18 protein-coding genes and 2 rRNA genes are annotated in these 22,433 nt (G+C 31.6%); 9 read left to right on the forward strand and 11 right to left on the reverse strand.

Annotated features, from left to right (window positions below; genetic code table 11):
- The 8 genes from EV195_RS14335 to EV195_RS14370 form a co-directional block, all read left to right on the forward strand.
- A 23S ribosomal RNA gene (locus tag EV195_RS14335) occupies nucleotides 1–83 on the forward strand; the annotation flags it as partial.
- A gap of 98 nt (nucleotides 84–181) precedes the next feature.
- A 5S ribosomal RNA gene (gene rrf, locus EV195_RS14340) occupies nucleotides 182–290 on the forward strand.
- A gap of 216 nt (nucleotides 291–506) precedes the next feature.
- Complete coding sequence (locus EV195_RS14345) at nucleotides 507–1,913, forward strand: glycogen synthase (RefSeq protein ID WP_132795661.1); 1,407 nt, start codon at nucleotides 507–509, stop codon at nucleotides 1,911–1,913.
- A 12-nt stretch (nucleotides 1,914–1,925) separates the two neighbouring features.
- A complete protein-coding gene (locus tag EV195_RS14350) occupies nucleotides 1,926–3,200 on the forward strand; it encodes a glucose-1-phosphate adenylyltransferase (RefSeq protein WP_132795662.1) in 1,275 nt (424 codons plus the stop codon).
- Nucleotides 3,201–3,213: 13 nt separating this feature from the next.
- A complete protein-coding gene (glgB, locus tag EV195_RS14355) occupies nucleotides 3,214–5,127 on the forward strand; it encodes a 1,4-alpha-glucan branching protein GlgB (RefSeq protein ID WP_132795663.1) in 1,914 nt (637 codons plus the stop codon).
- 110 nt (nucleotides 5,128–5,237) lie between these two features.
- Entirely contained in the window at nucleotides 5,238–7,640 is a 2,403-nt protein-coding gene (locus tag EV195_RS14360; RefSeq protein WP_132795664.1) for a glycoside hydrolase family 31 protein, read from the forward strand.
- Nucleotides 7,641–7,700: 60 nt separating this feature from the next.
- Nucleotides 7,701–9,797 (forward strand): phosphate acetyltransferase, encoded by a 2,097-nt coding sequence (pta, locus tag EV195_RS14365; RefSeq protein ID WP_132795665.1) that lies wholly within the window; start codon nucleotides 7,701–7,703, stop codon nucleotides 9,795–9,797.
- Nucleotides 9,798–9,800: 3 nt separating this feature from the next.
- Nucleotides 9,801–10,979 (forward strand): acetate/propionate family kinase, encoded by a 1,179-nt coding sequence (locus tag EV195_RS14370; protein ID WP_132795666.1) that lies wholly within the window; start codon nucleotides 9,801–9,803, stop codon nucleotides 10,977–10,979.
- Here EV195_RS14370 and EV195_RS14375 read toward each other — a convergent pair.
- Entirely contained in the window at nucleotides 10,974–12,134 is a 1,161-nt protein-coding gene (locus tag EV195_RS14375) for a pyridoxal-phosphate-dependent aminotransferase family protein (RefSeq protein ID WP_132795667.1), read from the reverse strand. The two genes, EV195_RS14370 and EV195_RS14375, sit on opposite strands and share 6 nt — an antisense overlap.
- A gap of 182 nt (nucleotides 12,135–12,316) precedes the next feature.
- On the opposite strand from EV195_RS14375, the gene EV195_RS14380 reads away from it, so the two are divergent.
- On the forward strand, nucleotides 12,317–13,099 hold the full coding sequence (locus EV195_RS14380) for a tRNA pseudouridine synthase A (protein ID WP_132795668.1): 783 nt from the start codon (nucleotides 12,317–12,319) through the stop codon (nucleotides 13,097–13,099).
- Between the two features lie 55 nt (nucleotides 13,100–13,154).
- Here EV195_RS14380 and EV195_RS14385 read toward each other — a convergent pair whose 3' ends face one another.
- From EV195_RS14385 to EV195_RS14430, 10 genes are all read right to left on the reverse strand, one after another.
- The gene (locus EV195_RS14385) at nucleotides 13,155–13,706 is read right to left on the reverse strand and encodes a hypothetical protein (protein WP_132795669.1); all 552 of its coding nucleotides are present in this window, start codon (nucleotides 13,704–13,706) and stop codon (nucleotides 13,155–13,157) included.
- Entirely contained in the window at nucleotides 13,648–14,190 is a 543-nt protein-coding gene (locus EV195_RS14390; protein WP_132795670.1) for an RNA polymerase sigma factor, read from the reverse strand. Before EV195_RS14390 ends, EV195_RS14385 begins: the two co-directional genes overlap by 59 nt.
- The gene (locus EV195_RS14395) at nucleotides 14,191–15,036 is read right to left on the reverse strand and encodes an alpha/beta fold hydrolase (RefSeq protein ID WP_132795671.1); all 846 of its coding nucleotides are present in this window, start codon (nucleotides 15,034–15,036) and stop codon (nucleotides 14,191–14,193) included.
- Nucleotides 15,037–15,173: 137 nt separating this feature from the next.
- The gene (locus tag EV195_RS14400; protein WP_132795672.1) at nucleotides 15,174–15,866 is read right to left on the reverse strand and encodes a hypothetical protein; all 693 of its coding nucleotides are present in this window, start codon (nucleotides 15,864–15,866) and stop codon (nucleotides 15,174–15,176) included.
- Nucleotides 15,867–16,076: 210 nt separating this feature from the next.
- On the reverse strand, nucleotides 16,077–16,502 hold the full coding sequence (locus EV195_RS14405; protein ID WP_132795673.1) for a hypothetical protein: 426 nt from the start codon (nucleotides 16,500–16,502) through the stop codon (nucleotides 16,077–16,079).
- A gap of 86 nt (nucleotides 16,503–16,588) precedes the next feature.
- On the reverse strand, nucleotides 16,589–17,824 hold the full coding sequence (locus tag EV195_RS14410; RefSeq protein WP_132795674.1) for a glycosyl hydrolase family 18 protein: 1,236 nt from the start codon (nucleotides 17,822–17,824) through the stop codon (nucleotides 16,589–16,591).
- A gap of 188 nt (nucleotides 17,825–18,012) precedes the next feature.
- Complete coding sequence (locus tag EV195_RS14415; RefSeq protein WP_132795675.1) at nucleotides 18,013–18,888, reverse strand: cation diffusion facilitator family transporter; 876 nt, start codon at nucleotides 18,886–18,888, stop codon at nucleotides 18,013–18,015.
- 185 nt (nucleotides 18,889–19,073) lie between these two features.
- A complete protein-coding gene (locus tag EV195_RS14420; RefSeq protein ID WP_132795676.1) occupies nucleotides 19,074–19,505 on the reverse strand; it encodes a DUF4274 domain-containing protein in 432 nt (143 codons plus the stop codon).
- Between the two features lie 131 nt (nucleotides 19,506–19,636).
- Nucleotides 19,637–21,067, reverse strand: a complete 1,431-nt coding sequence (locus EV195_RS14425; protein WP_132795677.1) for an alginate export family protein — start codon at nucleotides 21,065–21,067, stop codon at nucleotides 19,637–19,639.
- A 4-nt stretch (nucleotides 21,068–21,071) separates the two neighbouring features.
- Complete coding sequence (locus tag EV195_RS14430) at nucleotides 21,072–22,370, reverse strand: serine hydrolase domain-containing protein (RefSeq protein WP_132795678.1); 1,299 nt, start codon at nucleotides 22,368–22,370, stop codon at nucleotides 21,072–21,074.
- Nucleotides 22,371–22,433 lie beyond the last annotated feature (63 nt).

The raw sequence follows: 22,433 nt of genomic DNA on the forward strand, positions 1-22,433 counted from the left end.
AGATGACAACGTTGATAGGCTATAGGTGTAAGTGCAGTAATGTATGTAGCCGAGTAGTACTAATAACCCATAGGCTTATGTACGTATCCCGGTCTTCGGACCGGGAACAAACTCTTTGATAATTTATGATATAATTTTACTAATATGTTAACTTATACAGTTGAAATATACTGAAACAACTTAAGGTGATTATAGCAATGGGGCTCACCTCTTACCATTCCGAACAGAGAAGTTAAGCCCATTAGCGCCGATGGTACTGCCAATGGTGGGAGAGTAGGTCGTCGCCTTTCTTTTTATAAAAAAACGCTCAATATTATATTGAGCGTTTTTTTTGTTATATAATCAACAATAAAGTATATCGTTATAGTTAATCTACTGTAAAGTTTATACAATTAAAAGTTGATTTTTTATCAACTATATAATTTTTACTGCTTTTTTTTAATAATTATTTCATCTCTTTTTTCTTGCTATTCATTAACTTTAAAGGAATGTAAATTCTTCTTTTAATGAAAGTTCTTCATACAAGTTTCGAGTGTTATCCAGTAGCTAAAGTAGGTGGTTTAGCTGATGTTGTTGGTTCCCTTCCGTCATATCAGTCCTTATTAGGTATTAATACTTCTATTATAATGCCTTATTATGATAACTCATATGTAAAAAAGCAAAACTTGAGAACCATTTATAGTGGTGAAATTTATTTAGAAACTGAAAACTACGAATATGATATTTTAGAGATAATCTCAAAAAAGAACTCTTTTAAACTTTACTTGGTTTATATAAACGGATTGTTAGATAGAGAAGCTGTATATGGATACGAAGATGAAACAGAGAGATATCTTAGTTTTCAATTAGCTGTTTTGAATTGGTTGTCTAAAGAAAATCTATCATTTGATGTAATTCACTGTCATGATCATCATACTGCGTTAATACCTTTCATGATTAATTATTGTTATGATTTTAAGAATTTAAATAATACTTCTACAGTTTTAACTATTCACAACGCTCAATATCAAGGGCAGTTTTCTCATGATAGAATACATATAATTCCTGATTTTGATTTCTCAAATGTCGGTCTATTAGATTGGTATGGTTCTATTAATCCTTTAGCAACAGGAATTAAATGTGCATCTAAGGTTAATACAGTCTCTCCATCCTATATGGAAGAATTAAAAAGTCAGGCTAATGGTTTAGAAGGACTATTAAGAAGTGAATCGGATAAATGTTCAGGTATTTTGAATGGGATTGACATTTCTTTTTGGAATCCGGAAACAGACTCTATGCTGGAGAAAAAATTTAAGATTAGTAATGTTATTTCTGGTAAAAAAGCAAATAAAAAGAAATTGTGTGATACATATGGATTTGATGCAGAATTACCATTGTTTGGTTTTATTGGTCGTTTAGTAGGTGAAAAGTCAGCAGATTTATTACCAGAAGCTATAAAACAATCTATAGAAAGTAACAAAGAAATTAATATATTTATACTGGGTTCTGGTCATAAGGAAGTTGAAAATCAATTGCTTGATTTAAAACAGGAATTAAATGGGAAATTTAATGTTTATATAGGTTATAATGAAAAGTTATCACACTTGGTTTATGCTGCTTCAGATTTCTTATTAATGCCATCACGAGTAGAACCTTGTGGTTTAAACCAAATGTATGCATTACGATACGGAACAATACCAATAGTAAGAAGAACAGGAGGATTAAAAGATACTGTTATTGATATAGGAGATGATGGTTTTGGTATTTGTCATGATCAAGCTTCGGTTTGGGATATTTGTTATTCCATTAATAGAGCTGTTGAATTGTATAAAGATGTAGATTCATTTAGAAAAATACAAAAGCGAATAATGAAAATAGATAATTCTTGGGCTAAGTCAGCACAAGAGTACATCGACTTATACAAATCAATTTAACAGACCGACCATATGATTAACAAAAAAGTTTTAGCCATTATTTTAGGAGGAGGACAAGGATCTCGTCTTTCACCACTTACAGATCAGAGATCAAAGCCAGCAGTTTCGATAGCTGGGAAATATCGTTTAGTAGATATTCCAATTTCAAATTGTATTCATTGTGATATAAAAAGGATGTTTGTATTAACTCAGTTTAATTCGGCTTCTTTAAATAGACACATTAAAAATACCTATACATTTAGTACATTCAGTGAGGCCTTTGTTGATATCATGGCTGCTGAGCAAACACCTGATAATAAAACATGGTTTCAGGGTACTGCTGATGCTGTTAGACAGTCAATGCATCACGTATTGAATCATGAATTTGAATATGCTTTAATTCTTTCTGGAGATCAATTATATCAGATGGATTTGGATGATATGTTAGACCATCATATTCGCAAAAAAGCTGAAATAAGTATAGCAACATTACCTGTAAATGCTGACGATGCTACAGGTTTTGGAATACTTAAGACAGATGATGAAAGCTATATTTCTTCTTTTGTAGAGAAGCCTTCAGCAGAACAATTAAAAGGTTGGGAATCTGAAGTTGATGATGAAATGAAGTCCCAAGAAAGAAATTATCTTGCCTCTATGGGTATCTATATTTTCAATCGTGAACTTTTGGTTGAATTAATGTCTAATCCAAATACAGTAGACTTCGGAAAAGAAATCATACCTCAATCTATAGGAAAGAATAAAGTATTAGCGTATCAATATAAAGGATATTGGACAGACATAGGAACGATTGCTTCTTTCTTTGAAGCTAATATTGGATTAACGGATGAAGTTCCAAAATTTGATTTATTCAACACTTCAAAAAATGTACTTACACGTCCAAGAATTTTACCGCCTTCAAAAATATCGGGCACATTACTAAATAAATCTATGATTGCAGATGGATGTATTATTAATGCAAAAAATATTGAGAATTCTGTAATTGGTATTCGTTCTAGAATTGGTAAAGGTTGTGATATAAAAAGCACCTATATGATTGGTGCAAATGTATATCAAGAAATAGACGAAATAGAGAACGATAAAAAAGAAGGAATACCTTACATAGGTGTTGGTGAAAATTGTGTTATTGAAAATGCTATCATAGATAAAGATGCTAGAATCGGAAATAATGTTGTTTTAAAAGGAGGTAAGCATTTAAAAGACGTAGCTGAAGAAGCTTATGTAATCAAAGATGGAATAATTGTAGTTAAAAGAAGAGCAATTATTCCGGAAGGATTTACAATTCAATAAGGATAAGATTTTTATGACTAAGGTTACTGCACACAGTTTTTTTACTGATTTTGATATTGATTTATTTAAAGGAGGAAAACACTACAGATTATATAATAAACTAGGTTCGCATATTACAACCCTAAATGGAGAAGAAGGTACTTACTTTGCCGTTTGGGCTCCATCAGCTAAAGCTGTTTCTGTTGTTGGCGATTTTAATTTTTGGAACGAAGAAGAGCATCAATTAAATGTTCGTTGGGACGGTTCTGGAATTTGGGAAGGATTTATTCCGAACGTAGGTAAAGGAAATTTATACAAGTATAAAATTCATTCTCATAACAATGGAATTGTTACAGAAAAAGCAGATCCATTTGCTAGACGATGTGAACATCCTCCTAAAACAGCTTCAGTAGTTTGGGATGATCCTTTTATTTGGGGTGATGGTAGTTGGATGAAAAAACGTCATCAACACAACGCAATTAATGCTCCATATTCGGTATATGAAGTTCATTTAGCTTCTTGGAAGAGAAAATTTAAAGATAATAATAGATCATTATCGTATGTAGAATTGGCTGATGAATTGGTTTCCTATGTTAAAGAAATGCAATTTACTCATGTAGAGTTAATGCCAATTATGGAGTATCCTTATGATCCTTCTTGGGGATATCAAATTACAGGGTATTTTGCTCCTACTTCACGCTTTGGTTATCCTGATGACTTTAAGTTTTTAATAGATAAGTTTCATCAGAATGATATTGGAGTTATTTTAGATTGGGTTCCTTCACATTTTCCGGAAGATGATCACGGATTGGGATTATTTGATGGAACACATTTATACGAACATCCAGATAAAAGAAAAGGATACCATCCAGATTGGAAAAGTTTGATTTTTAACTACGGAAGAAACGAAGTCAAAAGTTTTTTAATTAGCAATGCAATTTTTTGGTTAGATCAATTCCATGTAGATGGTTTACGAGTAGATGCAGTGGCATCTATGATTTTTCTAGATTATTCTAGAAATTATGGTGAATGGGAACCAAATATGTTTGGCGGGAATGAGTATTTAGAGGCGATAGATTTTCTAAAAGAACTCAATGAAGAAGTATATAAAAGCTTTCCAGATGTTCAGACAATTGCTGAGGAATCTACAGCTTTTCCAAAAATATCTAGACCAACGTATTTAGGAGGTTTAGGTTTTGGTATGAAATGGATGATGGGTTGGATGCACGATTCACTTCAGTATTTTTCAAAAGAACCAATATATAGAAGACATCATCAAAATGATTTAACATTTAGTATGACATATGCTTTTACCGAAAATTTTATGCTTCCCTTATCGCATGATGAAGTTGTACATGGTAAGCGAAGTATTATTGGAAGAATGCCAGGAGATGAATGGCAGAAATTTGCCAATTTAAGATTGTTGTACAGTTATATGTTTACGCACCCTGGAGCAAAGTTATTGTTTATGGGAGCTGAATTTGGACAACATGGAGAATGGAACTTTCAAGAAAGTTTGGATTGGTATGTACTGGAATATGATTTTCATTCAGGAGTACAAAAGCTAGTGAAAGATTTAAATGTACTTTATAGAAAGTATCCTGCATTGTATGAAAAGCAATTTGAACACGATGGATTTGAATGGATTAGTTATGATGATCATGAAAATTCTGTGATTAGTTACATAAGAAAGGGAAATTCAGAAGAAGATTCATTGGTTATTGTATGTAATATGACTCCAATTCCTAGAGCCAACTATAGAATTGGGCTACCTAAACTAGGTAATTTAACACAGATTTTTAATAGTGATTATAAGAAATATGGGGGAAGTGGTGTGTCAAATAAAAAGAATGTTTCTATAGATAAAATGAGTTGGAATCATAGGGAGTTTTCAGCTGAAATTACACTACCTCCTTTAGGAGCTTTGGTGTTTAAAATAGAGAGTTAGTAACAGAAAACGATTTCGTAAAAACAATAAATAATCGTTCATTAATTCAATGTTTAATTGTTCTTTTATGTAAATGTTGAATAGTACGATTACACCTAAAAAGAAGTAGTATGATTATAAATACAGAACTAGAGTACAAAGGAAATTTGTTTCCAGGAAGAATCAATTCTTTTTCCCAAGATGTAGATAAAATCAACTTTAAAACAGAAAATGGAGTTATACTTCAGGTTACAATTTTAAGAGGTAGCGTTATTCGTTTTAGGTATGCAACCGATAACAATTTTGAAAAAGATTTTTCATATGCTATAAGTAAAGATGGTGTAAGAGGATATAGTAAACTGGAAGTCGAGGAGCACAAAGATTGTTACAAGATAATTACATTAAAAATTATCATTAAAATTAGTAAAGCTGACTTAAAAGTGTCAATTTTTGATATCCATGGTAATGTGATTTGTAAAGACGATTGGGGTTTTCATTGGGAGCAAAGCTATGAGTTTGGTGGTAACATTGTTAAAATGAGTAAAGCGGCACCTCAAGGAGAATGTTATTATGGTTTAGGAGATAAACCAATGCATTTAAATTTAAAAGGGAAGCGCATCGAAAACTGGGCTACAGATCAATATGCCTTTGGGAAAGATCAAGATCCGTTGTATAAAAGTGTTCCATTTTATATTGGTATGCACGAAGAGCGTGCCTACGGAATTTTCTTTGATAATACATTTAAAACCTTTTTCGATTTTTGTCACGAACGTAGAAATGTAACAAGTTTTTGGGCACATGGAGGAGAAATGAATTACTACTTTTTTTATGGTCCAGATATGGAAGATGTTGTTACTCGATATACAGATTTAACTGGTAAACCAGAATTACCTCCTTTATGGGCATTAGGTTATCACCAGTGTAAATGGAGTTATTATCCAGAATCAAAAGTTAAAGAAGTAACCAGCAAATTCAGAGAATTAAAAATTCCTTGTGATGGTATTTATTTAGATATTGATTACATGGATGGTTTCCGTTGTTTTACATGGAATAAAGAGTATTTCCCTGATCCAAAACGAATGGTAAAGGAATTAGCAGATGATGGTTTTAAAACAATAGCCATTATAGATCCAGGAATTAAAATAGACGATGATTACTGGGTGTATAAGGAAGCTATGGAAAATGATTATTTCTGTAAACGTGCAGATGGTCCTTACATGAGAGGAAAAGTATGGCCAGGTGAATGTTACTTTCCAGATTTTACCAATCCTAAAGTAAGAGAATGGTGGTCAGGTTTATTTAAAGAAATCATAGACGAAATAGGAGTAAAGGGTATTTGGAATGATATGAACGAACCTGCGGTCATGGAAGTTCCAGGAAAAACATTCCCGGATGATGTACGTCATAATTACGATGGGCATCATTGTAGCCATAGAAAAGCGCATAATATATATGGAACGCAAATGGCGAGAGCTACGTATGAAGGAGTTAAAAAATATGCCTATCCAAAGCGTCCATTTATAATTACACGTTCTGCATATTCTGGAGCACAACGTTTCACATCTTCTTGGACAGGAGATAATATTGCTACTTGGGAACATTTATGGATTGCAAATATTCAGGCGCAACGAATGAGTATGAGTGGTATGTCTTTTACAGGAAGTGATATTGGAGGTTTTGCTGAACATCCTACAGGCGAATTGTATGCGAGATGGATTCAATTAGGAGTTTTTCATCCTTTCTGTAGAACGCATTCTTCTGGAGATCACGGAAATCAAGAACCTTGGACTTTCGGACAAGAAGTTATCAATGTTACTCGTAAGTATGTAGAATTACGTTACCAATTACTTCCATATTTATATACCATGTTTTGGGAATATGCCGAATATGGAGTGCCAATGCTAAAGTCTCTTGTATTATACGATCAATACGATCTACAAACACATTATAGAACTGATGAATTTATTTTTGGAAATCAAATTTTAGTATGTCCTATTCAAGAGCCTAATTCTAAAGGAAGAAGAATGTACATTCCTAAAGGGAAGTGGTATAACTATTGGACGAAAGAGTTTGTTACTGGTGGTTTAGAACAATGGGTAGATGCTGAATTAGATACCATTCCGATGTTTATAAAAGAGGGAGCAATTATTCCAAAATATCCAGTGCAACAATACGTGGGTGAAAAGAAAATTGAAGAACTAAAATTAGAAGTATATTTTAAGCTTGGAGCTAAAGAAGTTTCTAAGGTTTTTGAAGATGCACAAGATGGTTATGATTACATGAAAGGAAGATATAGTCTACGAACATTCTCTTTTACAGGTAAAGAAAATGAAGTGATTATTCAACAGCATAAAGACGGTACTTTTATAACCGAGTATGAAACAATGGTGTTTGAATTTATTGGACTTCCATTCAAAATAAGTGAAGTAGAAATAGATAATGAAGTTGTTGATTTAAAGACGATTGATTTTGACCCAGTAAGAAATATAATGAAGATTCCTAAAAACTTTACTGAAATTCATATTGTGGGATAAAACCTGATACAAATCATAAGCTTTATTTAAAATTAAACTAATTTTGCCTAAAATTAGAGTATGAATAAAGCAATCTATATCGCGGCAAGTGGAGCCAATTCAGGAAAGTCAATGTTAAGCTTAGGTCTTATGCAGCTTTTATTGCGCAATAAGCCTAAAGTAGGATATTTTAGACCTATAATTGATAATCCTGTTGAAGGTAAAAAAGATAATCATGTTAATACTGTTGTCAGTTTTTTCGACTTAAAGTGTGATTATAATGATACGTATGCCTTTACAAGATCTCAATTGATAGATTTACTGAATGATGATCAAGAAGATGAAGTAATTAATGTAATCTTAGACAAGTATAAAAAGCTAGAAGAGGAAAACGATTTTGTAATAGTAGAGGGAACTGATTTTTCAGATCATGGTGCTGTGATTGAAATGGATTTGAATGTTTTAATTGCAAAAAACTTAGGAATTCCTGTAATCATTGTATCTGGGGGAATTAGTAAGTCTCTAGAAGATTTCATTCAAGGTTTACGAATTACATACGATTCATTTACCAATAAAGAAGTTGAAGTAATAGCAGTTATCGCTAACAAAGTTCAAGAAAAAAACATTCCAATTATTATAGATGGTATTGGAGAAAACTTACCGAAATCGTTATTAATTAATGCGATTCCGATAAATAGTAAGTTAGACAATCCAACGATGTATGAAATTTCTAAAGCGCTAGAAGCTGAAGTGCTTTTTGGTGAAGAGTTTTTAGACTCAACTACAGGTGAAATAAAAGTTGGCGCAATGCAGTTATCTCACTTTTTAAATCATCTTACAGAAGAAGCGGTAGTTATTACTCCCTCAGATCGTTCCGATATTTTATTAGGAACACTACAAGCAAATATATCGAGTCGTTATCCAACAGTTTCAGGAATAATTCTTACAGGAGATATGGATTTAAGTCCGTCGGTAATAGAATTAATTACTGGATTGGAAAAAATAGTTCCTATTTTAAAAGTAACAGGAGGAACCTTTGGTATCGCTACAAAGTTAGGCTCAATACGTTCTCATATTTATGCAGAGAATAAGAATAAAATAAAACTATCTATCAATACTTTTGAAAAGTATGTTGATGTAGATGCATTGAGTGATAAGTTGATAACTTACAAAGGATCAAATGTACTTACACCAAGAATGTTTCAGTATAATTTATTAAAAAGAGCAAAACAATCTAGAAAGCATATTGTTTTACCTGAAGGAAACGACGATAGAATTCTAACAGCGGCTTCACAATTACAAAAACTAGATATTGTTGATCTTACCATTTTAGGAAAGCGAGTAAATGTGGAAACAGCTGTTAAAAGATTGAATATTTCATTTGATTTTGAGAAAACACAGATCATAGATCCAATCACTTCAGAATATTTTGAAGATTTTTCAGAGACATTATATGAGTTAAGAAAACATAAAGGATTAAGTCCAGCAATGGCAGAAGATTTAATGGCTGATGTTTCTTATTTCGGAACCATGATGGTATATAAAGGTTTAGCTGACGGAATGGTTTCGGGTGCAGCACATACCACACAGCATACAATTAAACCTTCATTGCAATTTGTAAAAACAAAGCCAGGATTTTCAGTAGTGTCTTCTATTTTCTTTATGTGTTTAGAAGATAGAGTTTCAGTTTTTGGAGACTGTGCGATTAATCCAAATCCAACTTCAGAACAATTAGCAGAAATCGCAATTTCTTCTGCAGATTCTAGTATTGCTTTTGGGATTGATCCAAAGATTGCGATGTTATCATATTCTTCAGGAAGCTCAGGAAAAGGAGAGGATGTTGATACCGTTAGAAAGGCAACAAAGATTGTAAAACAAAAACGTCCAGATTTAAAAGTGGAAGGACCAATTCAATATGATGCAGCTGTGGATCCAATTGTTGGTAAGAAAAAATTACCGAATTCGGAAGTAGCAGGACAAGCAAATGTATTAATCTTCCCAGATTTAAATACTGGAAATAACACCTACAAAGCTGTTCAAAGAGAAACAGGAGCATTGGCAATTGGACCAATGTTACAAGGACTAAAAAAACCAGTAAACGATTTAAGTAGAGGGTGTACCATAGATGATATTTACAACACCATTATCCTAACAGCAATTCAAGCACAAGAAAATTAGTAAATGAAAGTATTAGTTTTAAACTCAGGAAGTTCATCAATTAAATATCAGTTATTTACTATGCCTGAAGAGCAAGTAATTTGTTCAGGCTTAATTGAAAGAATTGGTTCAGCTAAAGGAGTAGTTCATTATGAATCTGCCGATAATGCTATTTCTGAAACTATTAAAATAGAAAACCATAAGGTTGGTTTAGAAAAAGTTGTAAGTCTATTATTAGATGAAAAGGTTGGCGTAATTTTTTCAACTGATGAAATAGAAATTGTTGGTCATAGAGTGGTTCATGGAGGAAGTTCATTTACCAAAACAACAGTAGTTACCGAAGAAGTAAAAAGTAAAATACAAGATTTATTTTCGTTAGCTCCGCAACATAACCCTGCTAATTTAGAAGGTATAAAAGTAGCAGAAGCTATTTTTACAAAAGCAAAACAAGTAGCTGTTTTCGATACGGCATTTCATCAAAGTATTCCTGAAAAAGCATATACGTATGCAATTCCTAAAAAGTTTCTAAATAAACATAAAATCCGATTGTACGGCTTCCATGGAACAAGCCACAAATATGTTTCTGAAAAAGCCATTGATTATTTAGGGAAGAAAGAATCTAAAATAATCACAGTTCATTTAGGAAATGGATGTAGTATTTCTGCGATTGAGAATGGTAAGAGTATTGATCATAGTTTAGGTTTTGGTCCGGTTACAGGTTTGGTAATGGGAACAAGAAGTGGAGATATAGACCATACCTTAATTTTTTATTTGGTAAATACATTAGGGTATGAGGTAAATGAAGTGAATACTTTACTACAAAAAGAAAGCGGAATGTTCGGATTAACGGGTTATAGTGATTTACGTGATATTGAAGCGGAAGCAGCTAAAGGAAATAAAGATTGCTTGTTAGCATTAGACATTAATACGTACCGAATTAAAAAATACATCGGTTCCTATATAGCTGCGATGAATGGCGTAGATGCCATTGTTTTTACAGCTGGAATAGGAGAGAATTCTTCATTAATTAGAGAGAAGGTTTGTACGGATTTAGACTTCTTTGGAATTGAAATTGACAAACAGAAAAATAATATTAGAGCAAAAGAATTAACGGAAGTACATACCGAAAATTCTAAAGTAAAATTATTGGTCATTCCAACTAATGAAGAATTGGAGATAGCTAAGCAATCATATCAGTTATAAATTTTCTAAGAAAGTACCAATACTTTCTCCTATAGTAAGTTTATACTTTTGTTTAGCTAAAGCAAATTCTATTGCACTAAGTGTTACCACAATATCACTTTTAGTAATAGCTCCCATATGTCCAACTCTAAAGTATTTGGTTTTAATTTCCGAATGTAAACCACCAGCTAGAATTACACCATATTCGCTAATACCTTTTATGAATTGGTTTCCATCAATTCCTTCAGGATAGTAAATGGCACTCATGGTATTCGCAGCTTCATCTTCTTTTTTAGGAACCAATTCTAAACCAATTTTTTGAATTGCCTTTCTAAATGCTTTTGCATATACTAAATGAGTAGCAATTCTATTTTCAATTCCTTCATTGTTAATGAGGTTCAAACTAACTTCCAAAGCACGGATTAAATTTACTGGAGGAGTTCCAAAATACGAAGGTTTTCTTTCTTCATAAGCTTTCATAATTGGTAACCAATTGGTAAAACTTCCATAGTAATTTTGAACAGGATTCTTTCTGTTTTTCCAAACATTCATAGCTTTTTCAGAAACTACAAATAAGGCTAATCCAGGAGGAACACCAATTGCTTTTTGAGAACCTGTTAAAACCACATCGATTCCCCATTCTTCTTGCTTACTAATTTCACCAGCGGTAGCACAAACACCATCCAAAATGGTTAACGTATTATATTTTTGAGCGATTTCGGCAATGGGTTGCGGATCGTTTAGTACTCCAGTTGAGGTATCAACATGTGTAATGGTTACTAATTTATAATCTTTTGAAGAAAGCTCTTTCTCAACTTCTTCTAAAGGAACAATCTCTCCAATTTCAGCCTGTAAAACAGTAACCTTTGCACCATACGTTGTAAGAATATTTTTATAGCGTTCACCAAAGTATCCTGTAGAAATTACCAATGCATTTTCTTCTGGTTCAATCAAATTACAAACAGCCATATCCATTGCTAATGTTCCGCTTCCTGCAATTATAAAAGGTTGTCCATATGGAGCTTGCCAAATTTTTCGCATTAATTCAATTGAATTTCCGAAGCATTCAATAAAGTTCGGAGCGACATGGCTGGTAGTAACTTCTCCAATGGCTCTTAGTACAGAAGGATCCACTTCAATTGGGCCAGGGATCATTAGTAATTTTCTGTTTTTCATGAAATTATGGTCTAAAAAATAAATGTTATCGTAGTGAAATTACTGAATTGTTTTTACTAAAACCTTATCGTAGCAAAAGATTACGAGTATGATAAAAACAAACTATAGTTTTTAAATTATTTTAATTTTTGAATACCAATTTTTATGTATTCTTAGCAAGTTAAGTTTGTTAGATTTGCAGTATGAATTATAACTATTCTTACTTAGTAAGGTTTCAGTATTTAGGTTTCCGATTTCATGGTTGGCAAAAACAACCGAATTTAAAAACTGTGCATTGGGCTTTAGATAAAACCTTAAAATTTGTTTGCAAAGGAGTTCGTTTTAAAACTGTTGGAGTGGGAAGAACGGACGCAAAAGTTTCTTCTACAAATTATGCCTACCAGTTATTTATAGATGAAAAGTTAGAAGAAAATAGTTTTATCAAAAGTTTTAATATCAATTCTCCTGCTGATATTCGAGTGGTTGAAATTAAAGAGTTACACGATGAAGACTTCAATATTATTCAGCATCCTAAAATTAAAGAGTATCGTTATTATTTTTCTTTTGGAGAAAAAAATCATCCGTATTGTGCCCCTTTTTTAGTGGGTTATTTGGAGGAATTGAATATCGAATTAATGAAAGAGGGAGCGAAACTATTTGAAGGTTTTCACAACTTTAAACATTATTGCACAAAACCTTCCGAAGAAACTAAAGTTGAACGAACAATTGATAGTTGTGAAATTATAGAGAACACAGAATTGTCGGCTTCATTTTTTCCTGAAAGAAGTTTTGTATTAATTATAAAAGGGCAAGGTTTTTTGAGAAATCAAATACGTTTAATAATGGGAGCTCTAGCTGAAGTTGGAAAAGGAAATTACAATTTAGATTTTATCAAGGAAAGTTTAGATGGAAATTCGAATATTGAATTTCTAAAAACTATTGCGCCCGCTTCTGGATTGCATTTGCATAAGGTTGATTTTAACTAATGATAAAAGTGTTTTGTCTAAAATTACTTTTAAAACAAAACACTTATTAAAATAATTATTCTTCTCTCAGTGTTTCAAAACCTTTGTGTTCTTTTTTAATACTGAAAAACACAATCACTGCAATTATAAATATAGATAAGAAACCAGAAATTAATAAATAGGTGTAAAATCCTTTTGAAAATTCTTGTTTAAAATAAGGTAAAAGCAGCGTGAAACCGAAAGTATATACAGCGAAACACAATGGCGTAATTATGTAGTTGATTTTTTTTCTTAATTGAAAATGTTTCTCCAAATACTTTTGAAAAGATTTGTTGTCTAAAGAAATAAGTTGTCGTTCTTTTTTGTGTAAAGAAACAAACTCTAACATAATTCTAAATACTAAACTCGAGATCATTAACAAAAGTCCGATTGTAAAATTATTCCACTTATATACAGAACAGTAAATAGTATATGCTATTAAAATAACAACAGTTATCGACAGTATTCCAATAGATATGAATTGATTACTGCGTTGTTTTTTAGCTAGTTTTATGATGTTTTCAGGAGTGTCATCGCTGGAATTGTTTTTTTGAAGATTCCATAGTTGTGTTAATTTGTCGTTTTCCATTAGTTATACATTTTAGGAGTGCTTTTCGTATTCTTGATAATCTTGTTCGTAAAGCACTGTGAGAAATTCCAGAAGTTTCTGCAATTGTAGCTTGAGGAATTTCTTCAAGTTCTAATAAAATTAAAGTCTTGTTATTTTGTGTTAACTGATCTATGCATTGATACATTTTCTGGATATCCTTTTCAATCGAATTCTCTTCGTCGCTTATATTTGTATCTTCTAGAATAGTATCGTTAATAGGTTGATGATGTTTTTTTGATTTTCTTAAATCTGCTAAGCAGGTGTTTATGGCAATTCTATAAATCCAAGTGCTAATTGAAGCATTTCCTTTAAATGTATTTCGATGCTTCCAAACTTTTATAAATGTTTGTTGCTGCCATTCTTTGGCTACATCTTCAATTCCAGAGGCATATCCTAAACAAAGTTTATAAACCTTTGGCGCATGCATATTGTATAGCTCAGTAAATTGATTTTCTATGTTCATCTACTTCAAAGCTAAACTTTTTTTAACTTGTTCTAAAAACCATTCTGGTTGATCAAACATAATAAAATGAGCTGCATTTTCTGCAATAACAAAATCATACTTAGCTAAGTTGCTATATTGTTTTTCATAAGTTTGCTTTACCATTTCTTTACCGTATGGTTTTTCTGCAGCTAGCAAGGTAACTGGAATTTTAATATTTTTTAGATGTTCTCTTACATCAAATTTTAAATAATCAGTATAACCATACACATAGGTTTTTCTATCGGCTTGGAGAATCCAATTTTTGATTTTCTTTTGAGCATTTTCATTCAAACTCATTCCTTTCGACATAGCATCGGCTAACTTTTCAAAATTTGAAGCACTCATTGCTAATTGTTGGTTGTTATACGGACTTTCATATACTAAATAATCTGGATTAAAATTTGGAATCATTAAAGCGCCCGCAGCAGGTAACGCATCAACTAGTATAATTTTTTTAATGTTATTTTGTTCTCTACTAGCTAACCACGTAGCAATTGTTCCTCCTAAACTATGACCAATTACTGTAATGTTGTTAAGTTTTTTATGAGCAATATAATTTTCTAACGCTTCATTTACTTTTGGTAACCATGGAAACTCAATAGCTTTTTCTCCTCCAAATCCAGCTAACGTAATTACGTGGCACTCATAAGTAGCTTCAAGTTGTTGTACAATGGGTTTCCAACTATCTCCTGGAACTGTAAATCCCGGAATAAAAAGAATAGGGTTTCCTTTTCCTGAAGTAGTAACGTGAATAGGTTGATTTTCTTTTTGAGCATTTATTGAAGTGATTAAAAAGAAAGCTAAAATGAATACTATTTTTTTCATGATTTCTATGTTTTAGTTTTCCTTTAGATGCAACAATAAAAAAATGTTACATCGTAATTTTCAGAAAAAATAAAATACAGAAATAAATAGATTTTCAGGAATATGTTTTCAATCAGAGATGAAACTAAAAGAAATTATTAATTCGGAAAATCATGTATTCTACTAAAAGACCTAGTCACCGTACTATCAGAATTCAATAAGGTTAAGGCGATTTTGTTTTCTTTGAAATCAATTTTCCAAAAACTTCTTTTTAGGTCATTTCCATAAGGAATTAATTCAACTTCAGGCTTATGACCGTGTACGTTGTAAACACCACTAAATTTTCCCACACTAGAATTGATGTTAAAACGCCTGTCCCATCTAAAAAATAAAAATCCATTTTCATCGAAAAAACTTCCTTTACCTTCTAAACTATCTAATTTCCATAAACCTAAAAGTTGGTCGCCATAAGTTGTAGGTAATTTAGCTGCTTTTTCTAGAGTGACTTTTACAGGTTGACCTTCTTCAGTTCTTGTCCATGTCATTGATTCTCCATGTATGGTTACAACAAAAGGTGGAGCAGTATCATTAATACCGTTGGTGTTTATTACGGTTAATTCTTTAGTTTCTTGATTCATATTCCAAGTTCCTATAGAGTGTTGAAACCAACCATTTCCTGATTCTTGAGTGAAATCAGCATTGAATTTCATCCATCTTGCGTTGGGTGTCATTTCTTGATCTCCCATGGCAACAGATTTAACAATCCATAAACCTTCGATTGAGGACTTTTTTTGTTGGCAGCTAGAAAATAGAAGTGTAATTAAAACGAAAAAAAAGGTAAAGTTTTTCATAATAGTAGTTTAGAATATTAATTGGTTAAATAATTTTCAATCAGTCTCATAATTTGATTTTTTTAAAATCATCAGACTTTAGATTGCATCAAAATTCATTCCAAGATTGTTGTTCTTTTTTAAAGTATAGGAATGTTATTTTACTCTCTTACTGTTCTAATTTTGAAATAAGAATAGAAATGCTACTTCTCTGAAAATTCTTGTAAATTATTATTGAAGTTTTTTTATCCTAACCAGTGGTCCAGGGCATAAAGTTTGATGACACGCCATACAATTGTTTACCACGTTTTCAAAATATTCCTTCTTTTGGTGAGAGTTTGAATATTTCAATTTTTCTATACTTTGTAGATAAGAATTGGCAAATGCTTTAAATTCAGATGAGGCAGCTTTTTCAGGTTCAGTTGCAATAGCATTTAAAATTTTTTCGTGGTCTAGGTTAATTTTAAGTGGTTTATTGTTTGTAATATTTTTTTTGTTCATTATTGCCTCATCATACATTTCACGCATTAATAACGCAAGTTCACTATCTTGATTTGGACTTTTAATTTTTTTATTGATGTCTTCTTTTTGAGTTTCACAAGAAGTAGTTATCAATGTTAGAATTAGTGCTATTATGAGTGAAATGTTACTTTTCATTTACGAATACATTTAGTGATAAAGATGTATTTTAGTAGTACAACCTTAAGAGTTCTTCTATTCTTAACTTTTCTGTCTTTTTACTATTAATTTTCAGTGTTTGATGCTTTAGAAAATTTTTCAGTTAATAAATCCCATAACTCTGGGTGACCATTATCATATCCTAAAGCCCAAATTCCAACGCCTCCTATTTTTTCCTGTTTAATCCAATCATATTTAATAGAAAGAGATTTTACACCATCAAAAAATAATTGTCGGTATTCTTGATTGGTATCTTTAATAACGAGATAAGTTGAAGCACTTTTAGAATCAAATTGCACGGGAATATTTAAAGAATCAATATAAAGCTCTTTTATTGAATTGTATTTTGGATGCGATTTGAATTTAGTTACCATAGTGCCAATTTCTGGTTTTTTGGTATACCATTCTGCACAATAATAAGGTAACCCAACAATTAACTTTTTTAATGGAACACCTTCGTTTTTATAATAGCTAACTGATGTTTCTAATCCATTTCCAAATTGTACACTTTTTTTAAGAGGAGAAACAGGCCCTGTAGTTTTACTAAAGCTACCATAATAATCATAGCCCATTAAGGTGTAAAAATCAATCGCTGAGTCAATAGTTTTAATATCAAATACATGATTCCAATCTTCTGCGTAAAGACATAAAGAAATCATATACTTTGGATTAACTTGTTTTAGTTGTTTTGAAACTTTTAGTATAAATTTAGAAAATGCTTCTCTATTCTTTTCAGCGACGCCTTCAAAATCAATATTAATACCATCAGCATTTCTTAATGCTAGTAAATTCGATAACTTATCGATTAAATTCTCTTGTGCTTTTGAGTTTTCTAGAAAAGTAGCATTGTTTTGATCACCAAAATTTGAAACAGAAAGAAAAACTTTACAACCATTTGCTTTAGCACTATCTAATAAAGCTGTTGTTTTCCATTGATGAATACTTTTATAATCTCCAGTTTCTGGTTGGATTGTATATGAAAAATAGGAAATTCCCCATAACATTGAAAAATTATAATTTTTCCAAGAGGTTCCATTTGAATAAATATGCCAACCAAAAGTACGTATATCTGGGTGAACTTTACCTTTTTTTAGAGTAACGTTTTTATGAGAAATATTGTTTAAACTATCCCATTGTTCTTCTCTGTCAAAATTGAATTTTTCAAATTGTTTTTCCTGTAAATTACGCTGTGTTATAAATTCTTTTTTGTTTGTAAAAACTACTGAATTTTCTTTTTTATTATTCGAAAAACATCCAGTTAAAAGAATTGATATTATAAGAGGTATTATTTTATTTTTCATTATTGCTTCGCAGAATATATAGAGTTACGGTAGAAAGACCATAATAAATATATTAATAATGTGTTTCAATTTAAAGTTTTGTTTTATAGTTGTTATTAGTATTATAAAGAAAATAAATAGCTTAAAACGTTTTTCTAAAAATATTACAACAAACCAATGTTAATACTTTTAATCAAAAGGAAGCATAATCATTTTTCATTTTGTGGTTCTATATGAATAAGTACGTGACCTAAGCCAGGTATAACTTCTCGTAAATGATCTTTTAATTGATGTGATATATAATGCCCTTCCTTTACAGTAATTTCTCCATCTACAATAGCATGCAAATCAACATGATATTTCATTCCAGCTTTTCTGATAAAGCATTTTTCGGTTCCAATGATGCCTTTAACCTTAATTGATTCTTCTCTAATTTCTTCTAAGAGATCATCATAAAGGTGTTCGTCCATTATTTCTCCAAGAGCTGGTCTAAAAATTAAATAGCTATTGTAAAGAATGAAGAAAGAAGCTAGTAAAGCTGCCCAATCATCAGCGGTTTCATATCCTTTGCCTAACACCAAGGCAATTGAAATTCCAATAAATGCCATTACAGAAGTAATCGCATCGCTTCTGTGGTGCCAAGCATCTGCTTTAAGAGAAGAACTATTAGTCTCTTTACTTTTTTTGATAACAAGTCTAAAAGAGGCTTCCTTCCATAAAATAATAGCTCCCAAGACTAATAAAGTCCATGGTTCTGGAGTTTTATGAGGTGTTTGTATATTTTGAATGCTTTCATAAGCAATTACAGTTGCCGAGGTAACAAGAAAAGCAACAACAAGGAATGTAATTAAAGGTTCAATTTTACCATGTCCGTATGGGTGATTTTCGTCGGGAGGACGTTTAGCATATTTCAAACCAAATAATACAAGCAAAGAAGAAAAGATGTCTGTTGTAGATTCAATAGCATCGGCAATTAACGCGTATGAGTTGCCAAGTATTCCTGCAATTCCTTTAATTAAAGCTAAACAAGTATTTCCTATGATGCTAAAATAAGTAGTTTGTATTGCAGTTTGTTCGTTGTTCATATACTAAACACAACAGGGTTAGGTTTAAATTTAAGTAGAATTATGTATTTGTAAATTTAGTTAAAAATTAGGGTTTGATTGTGTTTAGGTTTACAAATAGAACAAATGGAATGACATTTTTCACCTCACAATATTGTCATTACAGATAGAATCATCTCGAGAAATATTAAATATTAAAGTATCATCTAAATATTACCTTCTATTGGATAATAAAGCTCCTTAGGAATTCCACTTTTTTCATATTTGTAAATTGAAACCCTATTTATTAAAGGATTAAAACTTACTGGACCTTCATCATAAATATCATTGATTAATCTGTTACCAATTAATTCACAAAAATTAGCCCAATCAATGTTGTATTCATTTTTTTTAATCTCACCTGAGAAGAAGATTATTCCTTCAGCCAACCAGAACAAAGTTAACGCAACTCCTTTGTCACAATATTTATTATTTGCGATTGTTAAGGGTAATTTAAATCCATCATCCCAATTATACAATTCAGCACTTTCTTTTAAAAAGAATGGATTGTTTGAGTTACTAATTGAGTCAATCCATTTATTTAATTTTTTATTTCCTTGATGAAATTCAAGTAGTTGCTTTTCTTTCTCAGTTAACATAAAGAATTATTTTATCTATTTTTTTTTAACTTTTATAATTATGTAGTTTTGGCTGTACTAAAACACATTCTATACACTCACATTTAAAATGAATATTATAAAAGCGAGTCAAATATTTGCTGAGGTTTCATTTAATAATTAAGTACAATGTTTAAAAAGGCACCTGTCCAAAGAGAAGTTTTATTAACAATTGTTGAAATTCCATCACCAGCAACAGAAAGACTAAAACCTGCATTTACATAAATATTTTTAGTTACAATTTTGTTGTACTCTATAAAAAAATCATCAGCTAAATGTGCATTAGTAACTCCTGAAATAACAGTGGGAATACCATCGGAAAACTCAACCCGTGCTGCTTGTCCAAATTGAATCGGACTTAATAATCGATGTGCCCGAATGTGAGTATATCGAAGTGTAATAATATCGCGAGGTTTAATTTGAAATTTCCCTGTAAGGCCATGTGCTTGAACGTTTGAATTAATAAAAACCATAGAAGATTTTGAGCCAGTTGACCATGCACTTGGCGAACCTTCAAAATATAAAGGATCAAAACGTTCCAGACCTTCTGTATTCGGATTATCTCCTGAGAACACTTGATAAGAATACATTACCATTGGTTTCCACTTGGTCTCTGGAAATTCGTAGCCTAATTGAATTCTTCCTCCCCATGAGTTGAGGTTAATTCTTGAGTTCCATTGATAGGCTCCATCAAATGCAAAGAATAAATTCTTCAATTGAGTTTTAAAAGGATTATTTCTAGCATATAAATTCAAGGCGTTTAAATTTTCTCTACTTCCGGGTGTAATAATTGGAGCTCCGTTTCCATTTGGAGCAGCTTTCGGATAGGGAGCTTGTGATGAAACAACATTAATATAGGATAATCCAATATAACTGTTTTTTGAGGTGAAGTAATTAATATCAGAACCTATTAGCGCATTATCAGTATCATTTGAAGGCAATTCGTTTGGTGCTAAGTAGAAAAACTTACTGTTTAGTTTTTTATAGTTCATTTCTAAAAGTCCCGCATATTGCCATGCTTTTCTAGGTCCGAATTTTAAAGCTCCTCTTTCAAAACCACTTGACGCTCCATTAGCTATTAGCATTCCTGTACCCAGTTTTAACTCTTGTGAACCCAAAACTGTTTTTAGTGAAAAATTATCAGATAGTTTTGAGCTAAATCCTATGTGGGCCTCTTCTAAAGTAATTTGCCCATTATTACCCTCGTCAAAAGCATCCGTCCCTAATGTATGAGAACCGACAAGAGAAACTTTTGTGTACAATTTATTATTAGAATCAATACCATATGAAAAACTAATTCCAGGCTTTAAATATGATTCAACCCATTGGGTGTCTGAATCAAAATCTAACGATGGTGTATCTGCGAGATTCCAAAACAAATTTGTTTCTGCTACTAAATTAATTCCGGTTTGAACATGTCCTCGTAATTCTGTTTTTGACGATTTATAAAATAATAATGGATTTTTTTCTTGAGATGTAATTGATGCGACGTGGAAAATTGCAATAAACAAAAGACTAACTTTTATTGTGTTTTTTGGCCTCATAGTTTTATTTATTTATAAGATAGTCAGCTACAGCCTGGTAAGCAGGTAGAGAGGTTGGGTCAATTTTTGAGTTTTTTGCTTCAGGATGAGACGCAAAACGTACAATAACCATTTCTGCTGCTGGATTAATATAAATTGTTTGACCATGTACTCCACGAGCAGCAAAAGCTCCATTTTCATTATGTGTAATCCACCACATATTTCTATAGCTCCAGTTATTCAAAGAAGAGTATACAGATTTTCTAAAAGCTTCTTGACTTCCGCCATTCATAATGTCTTCAATTAAGGATTTCGGTAAAATTTGTTTTTTATTGAAGTATCCATTTTTACGAATCATTTCACCAAACATTCCCATATCACGTATGTTTGCGCTAAATCCTCCACCGGCAAAGGCAATTCCAGAAGCATCTACTTGGTAATAGCCATCTATATGAGTTCCTAAAGGTTTCCATATTTTCTCAGAAAGTAATTGAGTTAAACTTTTTCCTGTAACTCGAGATATTATCCAACCCATAACGTCTGTATTTACGGTTTTGTACGCAAATATTTCTCCATGATTTCCTTTATCTTTTTGTACTGTCTGTAAATATTCGAAATAATTTTTCGGACCTGAATAATTTTTGGGTTTTGGAAGAGGATTTCCAGCAGCAGAGAAAATCCATACTTCTGCTTTTGGATCAGAATAATCTTCACTATACTTTAGACTTGTTGTCATATCTAAAATTTGACGAATTGTAGCGTCTCCAAAAGCACTGTTTTTTAATTCAGGTACATAAAAATCTGCAGTCTTGTTTTCATCCAATAAACCTTCAGCTACTAACATTGCTCCTAAAGTTCCTGTGAAGGTTTTACTTACCGACATAGCTGCATGTACACCTTCAGGTTTTAGAGCACCAAAATATTTTTCATAAACTATTTTTCCTTTATGAAGAATTAGAATTCCATCAGTATAATTTTTATAAAGAGACTCAGACCATGTCATTTTTTGATTACTATTTGTTGGAATAAATTTGAGTTGGTCAATGTTATTGTCTAGTTTAACTTTAAATTTATACCGATTCTTTTGAGCTGCTGAAACTTCAGTAGTTGGTAGAAATTGTCGCATATGACAAACACTATAACGCAAAGCAGGAAATTTAAAGAAACTTCCATCTGATGCAAGGACTAATGTTTTATCTGAAGTTGGAAACCCTTTCATCCAACCCATTTTAGTTGGGTCAGATTCTTTAGCATCTAAATAGTTTTGAGCAAATAATGTACAATTGAAACAAATAGCGAGTAGTAGTAAGGTATTTTTTTTCATGTTGGTAATTAAATAAATCAAGAAGTTAAAAGAAAAAGTACCCGATTAGACTTTCCTTTTTTT

This window comes from Tenacibaculum skagerrakense (genome assembly GCF_004345825.1).
Taxonomy (GTDB): Bacteria; Bacteroidota; Bacteroidia; order Flavobacteriales; family Flavobacteriaceae; genus Polaribacter; species Polaribacter skagerrakensis.

Coding starts and splice junctions, on each gene's coding strand:
- EV195_RS14430 (WP_132795678.1), bottom strand. CDS start 22,370: ATGAAAAAAAATACCTTACTACTACTCGCTATTTGTTTCAATTGTACA.
- EV195_RS14420 (WP_132795676.1), bottom strand. CDS start 19,505: ATGTTAACTGAGAAAGAAAAGCAACTACTTGAATTTCATCAAGGAAAT.
- glgB (WP_132795663.1), top strand. CDS start 3,214: ATGACTAAGGTTACTGCACACAGTTTTTTTACTGATTTTGATATTGAT.
- pta (WP_132795665.1), top strand. CDS start 7,701: ATGAATAAAGCAATCTATATCGCGGCAAGTGGAGCCAATTCAGGAAAG.
- EV195_RS14380 (WP_132795668.1), top strand. CDS start 12,317: ATGAATTATAACTATTCTTACTTAGTAAGGTTTCAGTATTTAGGTTTC.
- EV195_RS14390 (WP_132795670.1), bottom strand. CDS start 14,190: ATGAACATAGAAAATCAATTTACTGAGCTATACAATATGCATGCGCCA.
- EV195_RS14410 (WP_132795674.1), bottom strand. CDS start 17,824: ATGAAAAATAAAATAATACCTCTTATAATATCAATTCTTTTAACTGGA.
- EV195_RS14345 (WP_132795661.1), top strand. CDS start 507: ATGAAAGTTCTTCATACAAGTTTCGAGTGTTATCCAGTAGCTAAAGTA.
- EV195_RS14425 (WP_132795677.1), bottom strand. CDS start 21,067: ATGAGGCCAAAAAACACAATAAAAGTTAGTCTTTTGTTTATTGCAATT.
- EV195_RS14400 (WP_132795672.1), bottom strand. CDS start 15,866: ATGAAAAACTTTACCTTTTTTTTCGTTTTAATTACACTTCTATTTTCT.
- EV195_RS14375 (WP_132795667.1), bottom strand. CDS start 12,134: ATGAAAAACAGAAAATTACTAATGATCCCTGGCCCAATTGAAGTGGAT.
- EV195_RS14360 (WP_132795664.1), top strand. CDS start 5,238: ATGATTATAAATACAGAACTAGAGTACAAAGGAAATTTGTTTCCAGGA.
- EV195_RS14415 (WP_132795675.1), bottom strand. CDS start 18,888: ATGAACAACGAACAAACTGCAATACAAACTACTTATTTTAGCATCATA.
- EV195_RS14350 (WP_132795662.1), top strand. CDS start 1,926: ATGATTAACAAAAAAGTTTTAGCCATTATTTTAGGAGGAGGACAAGGA.
- EV195_RS14405 (WP_132795673.1), bottom strand. CDS start 16,502: ATGAAAAGTAACATTTCACTCATAATAGCACTAATTCTAACATTGATA.
- EV195_RS14385 (WP_132795669.1), bottom strand. CDS start 13,706: ATGGAAAACGACAAATTAACACAACTATGGAATCTTCAAAAAAACAAT.
- EV195_RS14395 (WP_132795671.1), bottom strand. CDS start 15,036: ATGAAAAAAATAGTATTCATTTTAGCTTTCTTTTTAATCACTTCAATA.
- EV195_RS14370 (WP_132795666.1), top strand. CDS start 9,801: ATGAAAGTATTAGTTTTAAACTCAGGAAGTTCATCAATTAAATATCAG.